At 41.7% G+C, this 12,154-nt stretch carries 10 protein-coding genes; 5 read left to right on the top strand and 5 right to left on the bottom strand.

Annotated features, from left to right (window positions below; translation table 11 throughout):
* Position 1 precedes the first annotated feature (1 nt).
* The 4 genes from HWQ23_RS16135 to HWQ23_RS16120 form a co-directional block, all read right to left on the bottom strand.
* Positions 2-1,264, bottom strand: coding sequence for an ABC transporter substrate-binding protein (locus HWQ23_RS16135; protein ID WP_292829902.1), 1,263 nt, complete (start codon positions 1,262-1,264; stop codon positions 2-4).
* 260 nt (positions 1,265-1,524) lie between these two features.
* Positions 1,525-1,851, bottom strand: a complete 327-nt coding sequence (locus HWQ23_RS16130) for a DUF6464 family protein (RefSeq protein WP_292829900.1) — start codon at positions 1,849-1,851, stop codon at positions 1,525-1,527.
* A gap of 227 nt (positions 1,852-2,078) precedes the next feature.
* A complete protein-coding gene (locus tag HWQ23_RS16125; protein WP_292829898.1) occupies positions 2,079-2,579 on the bottom strand; it encodes a hypothetical protein in 501 nt (166 codons plus the stop codon).
* A gap of 857 nt (positions 2,580-3,436) precedes the next feature.
* Positions 3,437-4,465, bottom strand: a complete 1,029-nt coding sequence (locus tag HWQ23_RS16120; RefSeq protein WP_292829895.1) for a 1-acyl-sn-glycerol-3-phosphate acyltransferase — start codon at positions 4,463-4,465, stop codon at positions 3,437-3,439.
* Positions 4,466-4,804: 339 nt separating this feature from the next.
* Between HWQ23_RS16120 and HWQ23_RS16115 the strand changes: the two genes are divergently transcribed.
* Positions 4,805-5,059 (top strand): helix-turn-helix domain-containing protein, encoded by a 255-nt coding sequence (locus HWQ23_RS16115; protein ID WP_292829893.1) that lies wholly within the window; start codon positions 4,805-4,807, stop codon positions 5,057-5,059.
* 1 nt (position 5,060) lies between these two features.
* Positions 5,061-8,759, top strand: coding sequence for a PAS domain S-box protein (locus HWQ23_RS16110; protein WP_292829891.1), 3,699 nt, complete (start codon positions 5,061-5,063; stop codon positions 8,757-8,759).
* 71 nt (positions 8,760-8,830) lie between these two features.
* On the opposite strand, the gene HWQ23_RS16105 is transcribed toward HWQ23_RS16110, so the two are convergent.
* Positions 8,831-9,382, bottom strand: a complete 552-nt coding sequence (locus HWQ23_RS16105; protein WP_292829889.1) for a hypothetical protein — start codon at positions 9,380-9,382, stop codon at positions 8,831-8,833.
* 640 nt (positions 9,383-10,022) lie between these two features.
* Between HWQ23_RS16105 and HWQ23_RS16100 the strand changes: the two genes are divergently transcribed.
* From HWQ23_RS16100 to HWQ23_RS16095, 3 genes are all read left to right on the top strand, one after another.
* Positions 10,023-11,237 (top strand): ScyD/ScyE family protein, encoded by a 1,215-nt coding sequence (locus HWQ23_RS16100; protein WP_292829887.1) that lies wholly within the window; start codon positions 10,023-10,025, stop codon positions 11,235-11,237.
* 424 nt (positions 11,238-11,661) lie between these two features.
* Positions 11,662-11,787 carry a DUF6888 family protein gene (locus tag HWQ23_RS33675; RefSeq protein ID WP_375466624.1) on the top strand — a complete coding sequence of 42 codons (126 nt, stop codon included), beginning with the start codon at positions 11,662-11,664 and terminating at the stop codon, positions 11,785-11,787.
* Positions 11,784-11,975, top strand: coding sequence for a DUF6887 family protein (locus tag HWQ23_RS16095; protein WP_292829885.1), 192 nt, complete (start codon positions 11,784-11,786; stop codon positions 11,973-11,975). Before HWQ23_RS33675 ends, HWQ23_RS16095 begins: the two co-directional genes overlap by 4 nt.
* Positions 11,976-12,154 lie beyond the last annotated feature (179 nt).

Raw genomic sequence — 12,154 nt, 5'->3', positions numbered from 1 at the left:
ACTACTTTATAAAGGTGAATTTACCCTGGCTTCCGTCGTTTCCCATCTTGATTTGGGCTACATAGAAATCTTTTTGAACAACTTCACCTATAGGAGTAAAACCAATTTCACCCAGTGGTGTATTGTATCTTCCGACAAGTATCTGTTTATTTAATTCTGTCCGCAACTCTGGTAGCTGTAATTTGTTAACTTTGCTCTTTTTATCTAAAGTTTGGAGTGCTTCGACATAAACCTGCACTGCTGCAAAAGCTTGGGCGCTAAATTGGGGCGGCTCTTTTTTGTATTCGTCAGTATAGGCTTTACGAAATGCTGCGTTAATTTCACCTGGATGTTCTGGGCTGTAAGCTTGAGCAATTAACACACCATCACAAAATGCTTTACAAACTGCCAATATATTCGATGTATTTAAACCATTACCACCGACAATTAAACCTTTATAACCCAGTTCCCGCAATTGCCGGATTAAATTACCACCATCCGCAGCCAAGCCAGAAATAATCACCAAATCTGGTTTGAGATTAATCGCATTGGTAGCTTGGCTTTGAAAATCTGTATCACTGGTTTGGAACTTTTGTACTGTTACCAATTCCAGCCCTTGATCCTTAACTGTTTGTTGAAAGATTTCCGTTTCTGACTTGCTAAATGCATCATTTTGAGCATAGAAAACTGCAACTTTTTTCAGTTGGGGGTTTTGCTTCAGTGCAGCTTTTACCGAATTAGGCGCGACAATGGAAACTGGTGCAGAAACACGAGCAACGTAATTACCAATTTCGGGAATGTTTTTAGCAGTATTCGATGGGCCAATAATTGGTACTTTTGCACGTTCGCCAATCGGGTCAGCACTAAAGGCTTGCTGTGATAAAGTTGGGCCGACAATCCCAATAACTTTATCTTTGTTAATTAAAGTCTGAAAAGCGTTTATTGCCCCTGTTTCATCACCGCTAGTATCTTGAAACACCAATTTAATTGGTGTGCCATTAACACCACCTTTACTATTAAAATATTTCTCGGCAAGTTTGGCTCCGGCGACTTGTTCTTGTCCTAGTAATGCCACATTGCTCGTTTGGGCAACAGCAATACCGATGGGAATAGCAGCCGATGATGTACCCGTTGCCGGTGCGCTATCAGTTGCAGGGTTATTTGTGGTACTATTCGGACTATTAGTTGGAGAATTTGTCACAGTGTTAGTGCCACCGCCACAGCCTGTTAGTAGCAAAGCGCAAGTTGATAATAATCCTGTTGCTCGAGCGATCGCGTTGTTCATCGTTGGATAATCATGTAGTTATTAGATATTCCGCAAAAGCCCATAGTAAAGTTTATAATCTGCAAACAAAATGACGCAGATTTACACTTTTGCACGAATTCTATTAAATCATTCTTATTTGACCATGCAAAGACAAATATTCAAAGTGTTTGTATATACAAATTATTATAAATAGTCATGATCTTACCATTCCCCGGTTCTATTTGGGAATATGCTATGAAGTCGCTTTGTCAGTTTAGCTGATTACTAAGTAAGCACTCTTAAACCTTTTTTTCACTACCAGCTAATCCCTTAGCTTCGTAGTGACGGCAACCGTTACATGGGCCGTCGGGATTGACAGCACAACGAATGTAACCAGATCGGGCATTAAATTTGCAGCTAATGTCGCCAATCAGATAACCCACCCCTTCTAAATAATAGCGATCGCCTTGAACCAATCTGAGGTTTTGCCCTCCCTGCACCGATGAAAAATTCATGGCTGCTTGTCTAAGCCGTAAGCGCGATCGCAAATGGGTTTTGTGGATTACCCACAGGGAAATCAGGGACGGTAAAAAACCAACGGCAATCACTAAAAGTGTCTTTAACACCTTCTTTTTACCTCTTCTGTGCGCTGATTGATTGGCCGTGATGTTGCACTCTGGTTTTACAAAAGTGCAAATCTTAGGGCAGCTTTGCCTATTCGCCACCAACTGTGGCTGCAATGAGCAATGGCAGTGTGGTATCTAGCAATTTTGAGGAAGAAATTTCTTCTGCCACTTCAATCAGCATAACTGTTACAACCTCAAGGGTGATCTGCCGTTGAATATTGATAATTTTAAGATTTGTTGACTAATACCTTTTTGAATAAGCATTTTGTGCCAGCACCACTCTTATTTTTTTTGTGTCGCTGCAATGCTAATCTTTTTTTGGTTTGCTGACGAAGTTGCTCTGCTAGCTGTGCGGCTTCCCTTTCGGCTCGGAATAAATCAACTCTTCGCGTCGTCAGAATAAATGATTCGTCAGGCTTTCGTTTTACCCAAGGAACGCTAACTGCGAAATACTGACAAATATTTTTGCATGGCTCCTGATTTAAAACTGGATAACCTTTTTGAGTTTTGAGTGTATTAGCGATCGCTTTTAACTCTAATATCGCTGCTTCTAACTCTTCTGCCATCTGATTGATGCGTTTGACTTGCGCTATCAAACGCTCTTGTTCACTGATGATTTTTTCCTCTTGGGGTTGCAATGGCTCTATAGCACTAGTAACAGATGCAAGCTGCAACAGGGAAACTTTCAGCAAAATGGGCTTTTTGTCCGTGTCTTGGATTTTTTTCATACAAGCAAGGCTAGCTGACTTGTAAGGCATTTTAGCAGTTAAATAGTATAAATGTACTAAATTAAAATATATTTACCAAAACTTACGCAAAAAGGCAGTGAAAGCCTTGATTTAGCGTCGGGGCAGTTGATGAATTGCGCCTACATTTCCTCAGCCCAAGACAAGGGTGTGTTTGGCTATTAGGCAAGTTGTCACCACTTCAACAACCATCACCCCGCATGTAGAAGCAATCGTTACTAAAATGATGCTTTTGTTATTAAAGTTGTAATTTTCCCCTTACTATCACAATATTTCCCTTAAGTTGATTTTTTTTTCCTTAATATCACGAGTTTTTTCTTAAAATCACGATTTTTTCCTTAAAATCATGATTTTTTCCTTAAAGTCACGATTTTTTTCTTAAAGTCACGATTTTTTTCTTAAAATCATGATTTTTTTCTTAAAATCACGATTTTTTTCTTAAATAGGACTTATGCATTCATAGAGAATAGGACTTACGCATTGACAAGAAATACCAAATATGAGTCAAGGTTAAAAACCATATCTTTCGTAAGGGCACAGAAAAAGCTCATTGGTGTCAACTTAAGTTCAAATGCATCACCCACAGGCGTTTTACCCCCCTTAATCCCCCCGATGCATTGGGGGGAAATAAGAAATCCAGTTCCCTCCCCAATACATCGGGGAGGGTTAGGGTGGGGTGACGCGGATCGTGATCGGAAGCCAGAGAACTGAATATCACGTCTTGACAAGGGTTTTACGTTAAGTTGACACCAATGACCACCCCACAAGAAGTAGTTGAGTATTTTTTTATTTGGAAGTCCCTTAAGTGATCAACAGTCTCATAGAATTCGCCAAGGCTCTTACTTATTTACCATCAAAGTAATTTGAATTTGCAGTTTTTCTCGTAATTTTTGCGCCTGTTGATAGATTGCTACACGCCTTTTACCGGAGTGAGTTTTCAGCCCTACTTGTTCCAAAGGCTGAATAAAGTAACGCAGACGAGTTCTCATTGCCCAAATTCCCATTGAAGGAAACAGAATTAAGGCAAACATTAAAGGCGAGAAAGGCAAGAATGGTAATTTGACTAGTCGTTGCAATTTGGTGAAATTAACAGTCCAAGGATGTAAAAATTCACTCCCGATGCAAACTACTGGGAGAATGGGAACTTGATAGCGATCGCTCAATTGAATAAAGCTCACATCAAACTTTTGTAGTTGATAGCGTCTTTTCCAACCTTTCAGAGGGCCACGGATACCTTCGGGTGCATATAATAGAATTTTACCTTGGGCAATCGCTGCCTCAAAATCATCTAATTCGGCTCGCACACCACCCAAAACCTGCGACCATTTAGATGGTAGCCACCAAATCACCCAAGGATGTTCAAATAATGCTGGATTTGTTACGGGTTGTACCACCCATCCTTGAGCTTCAGTTAATAAATAACCCAAAGTCAAAAAATCCCAAGGAAAACACATCCCTGCGTGATTCATTGCTACAATCAATGGCCCTGTTGGCGGCAAGTTTTCGACTTGTTGCAATTCTCCCCGAAAATAGTATTTAACAATCGGGCCGAGAACTTCTTCGCCAAAAGCTTGTTGATATTTAGGATCAAATTCACCAATTTCTTTTCGGGGTGAACGAAAGCCAAGACGCAACCAGCGACTCAGCAGCGCCAGATAAAATCCGCCAGGAATTAAAAATAATCCATATTCTAGCCAATTCCAACCTTCTGGATCGTTTTGATAGTGCTGCCAATGGCGGTTGAATAAAATTAGCCAGCCTGGAGGATACCATAAACAAAACCAATCAAACCAGCTAAATTTATAGCCTTCAAGTGGTGCCTTTTTCAGTTGAGTATTGGGGAGGTTTTCGGAGTGTTGATTAATCAAAACAGTGATATAGATTAGAGGTTGTTTGAAAAGTCTAATTTGTTACTAGCCCTGGCTATACAAACAAAACCCACCTCCGTGGGTTAAAACCCTTGATGAGTGTATTAGCCTACGGAGGTGGACTAAGCTTTGTGTAGTAGCGAATTCTATTCGCCCAATACTTTTCAAACATCCTCTTAGGCAAATATTTGATTTAAATCTTATTATAGCTTTACAGCTTCACTTAATAACTGATATCAGTATTCCGCCAAAAGATAAAATTGATAATAACTGATGATTGTTTAAATTCTTCCTGAAGCTGGAGACAAATGGCAAGACACCTGTCCTAATCTTCCTATTATGGAACTAAGAAAGCCAGTAAAAATTTCCGATTTAATCCGTGAACTTCGGCAGCAGCTCAATCTCTCTCAGGAAAAGTTTGCAGCCAAGTTGGGAGTTTCACTGCGAACAGTCAATCGCTGGGAGAACGGATCTACAGTGCCTTCACAGATGGCACTAAAGCTAATTGAAGAAATGTTACATAAAATGGGTAAACCAGGCGAAAAACTAGTAAACGAGTATCTCCCAACAGCAGAGCAATCGCAGGACTTCTAAGATGATCGTGAAAGTACCCGAAAAAATTTTGATGCGCTCTTGGTTAGTAAGCTATGGTGTGATGATTCTGGCAGTCATGGCGGCGATGCTGCTGACAAAACTGTTGCTGCCAGTCTTCGATCCGAGCGTATTTACATTATTTTATGCTGCTGTGGCAATCAGTGCATGGTATGGCGGCATGGGACTTGGAGTATTGGCGATCGCTTTATCTGTTACAACTGCCTTTTTCTTTTTTATCGAGCCGGTCTACTCGTTCGATATTCTTAACCTAAGCGTCTTAGTACGATTAACCACCTTCTCACTAGTATCCTTGTTAATTACTGCACTCTCTTCAGAGTTGCGAACTGCTAGAGGCAAGGCAGAAACAAGCCTAAAATTGTTGCAAAATAGCGAAATGCGGTTTAGCCGGCTGGCAGAATCGAACATCATTGGGGTGATCCTAACTGATGTGAACAACGGCTCGATCATCGAAGCCAATGATGCTTTTCTGAAAATGGTCGGCTATACGCGAGAAAATTTGTCTGCTAACCAAATTAACTGGCGCGAGATCACCCCACCTGAGTATCTTCTTTTGAGTGAGCGTTCAGTGGAAGAACTGAAAACTACCGGAGTATGTAAGCCATTTGAGAAAGAATACATTCGTAAAGATGGCGATCGCATTCCGGTTCTACTCGGTTCTGCCCTGGTGGGAGATACTCAACAAACAGTTATTGGCTTTGTTGTTGATTTGAGCGAACGCAAACAAGCAGAAGCGGCATTACAGCAAGCCAATGAGCGGAACAACCGCACTCTGGAAAACATGAGTGATGCATTTATTACTCTAGACCGAGACTGGCGAATCATCTACCAAAATGCGGAAGCACAGCGAATTAACGGCAAACTTCGCACAGAGGTGATCGGTAAGTCACACTGGGAAGAGTGGCCTTTATCAGTAGGTACTAATGTAGAGCTACAGTATCGACGGGCGATCGCCGAACAAATTCCCGTCCATTTCGAGCATCACTACTACTTACCCTCTAAGTATGATCTGTGGCTGGAGATTCACGCCTACCCTTGTGAAGATGGTCTTGATATTTTCTTCCGTGACATCAGCGAACGCAAGCAAGCAGAGAAGGCAGTCCAAGCAAGTGAGGAACGCCTCAGGAGTTTTTTCAAAGCGAATGTAGTTGGTATTCTCTTTGGCGATGTAAATGGTGAGATCACTGAAGCCAATGACGAGTTCTTGCGGATTGTCGGCTATACCCAGGAGGATATCCAGGCAGGTAGACTAGGCTGGACTGATATCACGCCCCATGAGTACCAATATTTAGATGAACTGGCTATTGCCGAGGCCACAGCGAAGGGAACCTGTACTCCCTATGAGAAGGAATTTATTCGCAAGGATGGTTCCTGTGTCCCGGTTGTAGTTGGTTACTCTCTGTTAAGATCTCGGCAGAATGTCGTATTCATTCTGGATATTAGTGATCTCAAACAAGCTAAAAAAGCGCTGAGTCAGAGTCAAGAGCAATTTCAAGCTTTTATGGACAATATTCCCGCCGCAGCATGGATTACGAATGCAGACGGGCGTGTATTTTACCTGAGTCCAACTTATCTGAGGATATTTGATTTAAGAACAAATAAGGCAATTAATAAAAATATTTTTGACCTATACCCAGCCCAAATCGCTCAACCCTTCCTCGATAACATTAGAATGGTTGCCGAGACGAATCAAGTTGTTGAAGCGATCGAGTCTGCCCCACGCACAGATGGCACACTAGGGGAATTTTTGGTATATAAATTTCCGATTGCAGATGCATCTGGACAACGCCTGGTAGGAGGGGTTGCAGTTGACATCACCGAACGCGAACGCGCCCTTCGTGAACGTCAGCTTGCAGAACAAGCCTTGCAAGAGCGCAGCGAAAGACTCAAGCTGCTCTCTGAAACAACCAGCGATTTGCTTTCAACCGAGCGCCCCTTGGATTTAATGAACAGCTTGTTTAGCAAACTCTCGGCGCAGATGGATTTGCATTTTTACTTTCACTATTTAATCGATACACAGGAAAATAAGCAGAAACTGCGGTTAGTAGGTTGGGACGGCATTACTGATGAAGTATTTCAAGCAATTGAATACCTGGAATTTAATCAAGGGATGTGCGGAGTCGTGTTGCAAGAAGGCCATCAAATTGTCCTCAATAATCTGCTGCACTCTACCGAGCCAAATGTCCAAATCCTCCAGACTTTGGGAATCACAGCCTATGCAGGTCAACCGTTAATTGCTCAGGGAAAGCTGCTTGGTGTCCTCTCCTTTGCCAGCCGCACGCGTACCCACTTCACTTCTGAGGAAATTGCTCTATTACAAGCAACCTCCGATCAGGTAGCGGTTGCTCTGGAACGCGCTCAGTTAATAGCTTCGTTACAGCAGCAAAAAGAGGAATTAGTCCAAGCTAACCGAATCAAAGATGAATTTTTGGCGGTTCTTTCCCACGAACTTCGCACGCCGCTAAACCCGATCCTGGGATGGGCGAAGTTACTGCAAACTAAAAAGTATGATCAAGCAACTACCGCTCGCGCTCTGGAAACTATTGAGCGCAATGCCAAGCTTCAGACTCAACTAATTGAAGATTTGCTAGATGTTTCTCGCATTTTGCAAGGTAAACTCAGGCTGAATATTACTTCTGTGAATTTGTCAACTGCGATCGCCGCCGCAATAGAAACTGTACGTCTAGCTGCTGAAGCCAAATCTATCAATTTGCGATTTACGATTTTTGATTTTGGATTAGAAAATCCTCACAGCAATTTAGAATCTATCGATTTTAACAAGCAACCTGACAATCTCAAATCCGAAATCCAAGTTGCGCTGGAAGCAGACCAAAGGGCCAACCCAAAATTCCTAGTAACCGGTGATTCGGGTCGTTTGCAGCAAGTTATCTGGAATCTAGTTTCCAATGCGATTAAGTTTACGCCCCCAGGTGGAGAGGTAGAAATCAGTTTAGAGTCTGTTGGTTCTCAGGTTCAACTTCGAGTCCGTGATACAGGTAAAGGAATTAGCCCAGATTTTTTACCCTATGTATTTGACTACTTCCGACAAGCTGATGGTGCAACTACCAGGAAATTTGGCGGACTGGGATTAGGATTAGCTATTGTTCGTCACATCGTAGAGCTACATGGCGGCACAGTTAAGGCAGAAAGTTTGGGTGAAGAACAGGGAGCAACCTTTACAGTCATGCTACCACTGGTGAAGATTCATCTAAATAGCCACCAAATTGATAGACAACTTGATGATTCGCCCGATCTAAGTGGGGTGAAAGTTCTGCTTGTGGATGATGAGCGTGATACGCGAGAGTTAATTGCTTTCATTTTGGAGCAGTCTGGCGCGGTAGTAATCCAGGCTGCATCGGCTGTGGAAGCACTAGGAATTATGCCTCAGTTCCAGCCAAATCTGCTCTTAAGCGACATTGGAATGCCGGAAGTAGACGGCTATATGCTGATGCGTCAAATCAGAGCGATGTTACCCGAACTTGGGGGGCAAATTCCGGCGATCGCTCTTACAGCTTACGCAGCTGAGGCTGATTACCAACAGGCAATTGCCGCCGGATTTGGGCAGCATATCACCAAGCCTGTGGAACCAGCTAAATTACTTCGAGCGATCGCTAACCTGATTTCTAGCTGTAGCGATCTGAAAACTTTACAACTCTTGGAAGCTCGAAAAAGAGATAATTAACGATGAATGGCACGCTTGAAAAGCCAAAACCCTTGTGCTTTAAGCAATAACAAATGACAAATGACAAATGACTAATTTTGAGAATTTACATCAATTTTGCTTAACCAAATCACTAAGTCATCTGCATCAATTCCTATCTCATGTCCTAAAGTTTTGACATACAGAATTCCATCACTAATGATTAAATCTCTGATTGGATACCATGAATCTCGTGTCTGGATTAAAAGATCCGATTGAATTCCTAGTTGTAAAGCATTCTTGCGATATTTCCACCAAGCTCGCCATAAAATGACAGATTTAGTACATTGCAACTTATAGTTCTTAGGGATTTGGCAGTATTGATAGTGATAGAAACTATGACTATCTATCTTCCCTTTCAGGAAATAATTGGATTCTGGCAAAGTCTGATTGAGTAATTCCCAATGGGATGAGTTAGACAAAATCAAGAATTCAGTTAGTGGGGTATTTAGTTGGACAGTGGCAATTACGCCTTCAGCCTTTGTTGCCAGATTGCTAATGTTATAAATTGTTTGTGCTGTTAAAGAACGATTTGCCAATAAAATATCTTTTTTTTGGATAGAGTTGCCGATAAATTCTCGAACTAAATCTAAATTAGATAACATAAAATTATTTATACTAAATCAACTAGTATTTTAATTTCTATAACACTCTGTAGATTAGTAAATACATTGCCGTTATCCGCAAATCAGGATAGTTTTTCAAATCTTCATAAATCTTGCTCTTTTATTCTTTGAAACTGCAAAATCCGTTTAATAGTAAAGCTGAAACTGCGATACCTGCGGCGGGCTACGCTGAAGCAGCCACTAACTGGGGAGCATCTCAGTGAAAGCAAATATACCAGATAAGAAACAAGATTCTTGCTCCCTCTCCGAACCCACGGAGAGGGTTGGGGTGAGGTTTCATTGGTGTCAACTTAAGCTCAAAATCCTTTTAAAACCTCGTTTCCAGCCAGAGGCTGGAAATGCAGTTCCTGGTGGTGCCGCAAGTTACGGAGGCGGAGCCTCAATGAGGGGCATTCCCAGTCGGAGACTCTTAACGAGATAATGAGATAATCTGCTAAAAGCTGATTCTAGACTGGCTTTCACATTAAGTTGACACGTATCGGTGAGGTTTACGTCCCTACAGCCGATTCATGTGTTGCAAAGATTTTTATCAATGGTATAATTCAACTCAAAATTAATAAATTCAGATTTCAACTGGTATTCTTTACCTTTACGCAAATTTAATTTTCGGACGGGTTTAATGAAACTAAACCAATTTGGGATTACATTTTTGAGTGTTTGTATTGCTGCTTTTTCGGGAATGAGAGCAGCAGAGGCGGCATCGTTTTCGGTAGTTGCCGATGGTCTTGATAATCCACGGGGTCTAACTTTTGGCCCTGACGGCAGCCTCTACGTCACAGAAGCAGGAACAGGCGGAAGTGGAGCTTGTGTTCCTTCACCGAGCGTTGAAAACCAATCTTTATGTTATGGCACAACTGGTGCAGTGACAAAAATTGGAAATGGTACGCAAAAACGTATACTTACAGGGCTTCCTTCTTTAGCACTATCAGATGGTACTGATACTTCTGGGCCTCAAGATATCAAATTTGATGCTGCTGGCAAGCCTTATATTGCGGTTGGGTATGGTTCAAATCCCACATTTCGCGCCACATTAGGTAACACAGACTTAGGAAAAATCATCACTGCTAATTTCAATACAAATTCCTGGACTAGCGTTGCTGATTTAGCTAATTATGAACTTGCAAATAATCCTGATAAAGGCGATGTAATTAGTAATCCCTTCTCTCTTCTTTTACAGGGAAATAATATTGTTGCAGTTGATACGGGTGCCAATGAATTATTCAGTGTAGGGACTGATGGAAGTAATTTAAACGCGATCGCCACAATTCCCCGGCAGACATTAACTAACCCAGTTTTTCCCTCTGGTGCATCGTCATCGCCATTTCAAATCCAAGCAGTACCCACAAATGTTGCCAAAGGCCCAGATGGTGCTTATTATATTAGCCAATTAACTGGTTTTCCTTTTCCAGAAGGTAAAGCAAATATCTATCGAATTGGTTCTGATGGTAAACCAACAGTCTATACTGATGGCTTTACCCAACTTACTGACTTAGCTTTTGATCCTCAGGGTAATTTATATGCTTTGCAGTACGCTAATCAGTCACTCTGGAAAGGTAATCTAGATGGTTCTGTGATTAAAATAGCGACCGATGGAACTCGCACAACTCTTCTTAGTGGCAAGGGACTAGAATCTCCTACTGCTTTGACTATTGGTGCTGATGGTGCTATTTATGTGACAAACCGAGGCGATCGCCCAGGACAAGGACAAGTTCTCAAAATTGAGAATCCCAAGTCTGTTCCTGAATCTAGTTCTACTTTGGGCTTATTAGCGCTTGTTGGCACTGCAAGCGTTACTTTGTTGCAAAAGGGTAAAGCCAAAGGACTTAATAACTAATTAATATAGGACTTACGCAAACAATAGCCGAAACCGTGATTACATCCTGTAGGGGCAATTCATGAATTCCCCCTACAGCATGTAATTTTGCGTAAGTCCTATAATAGTAAAGCTGAAGCTGCGATCGCGCTTGAACAGAACTATTTTTGACTCTCTAATTTACCTTATGGAACAAACACCTAAAATGAGGTCAAATTGGAACTAACAGTAGAACAATTGCGGAGCTTTTACCGGATGTCGGTGAGAGGATGTTTGAAAAGTCATGATTGATGTATCAAATATTTTTTTACCCCACCCTAACCCTCCCCGATATATTGGGGAGGGAAGCGAATTTTTCTTGTTTCCCCCCTTTATAAGGGGGGATTAAGGGGGGTAACAATTCGATTAAAATCACAACATATCACTTTTCAAACAACCTCTGAGAATGAGCAATTTGCTCCGACCTATAAATCTAGTGCGGATGGACGAAAGAACAAAACGCATAGTGATGTTGGTGGGAGAGACAATAGAGATAGAAATTTATCCTAATGGGGAGGTAGTTACAAAATGAAACAAACCAACTTTATGGATATGACCGATGCCGAGTTACGAGCTTATGTATTACAGAATCCCGATAATACCGAAGCGTTTCATGCCTACGTCGATCGTTTGCACGCAGCCAATCCAAACCCAAGGCTAATGTCAATTGAAGAAGCAGAGGCGGAATTAGAAAGGAGAGTCAGCCAGGGACAAAGATAGCATTCAGTATCAAGAACGATCACAAATCATTCACTTCAAAATTGTGATTCATTTCCCAATCATCAGGAGAAATAACGGGTTCATTCGGATCTGGTGACATACTCCACACACTCCCCTTTCTTTCTTGAGTGTGGGCTTCTCAACGACTCTTCTAAGAAGACATTAATTGAGCTTTAAGA

The sequence above is a fragment of the Nostoc sp. JL33 genome (genome assembly GCF_017114985.1).
Lineage (GTDB): Bacteria > Cyanobacteriota > Cyanobacteriia > Cyanobacteriales > Nostocaceae > Nostoc.
Note: the sequence above shows the minus strand (reverse complement) of the source record. Positions and strands in the feature narration are given on the sequence as shown.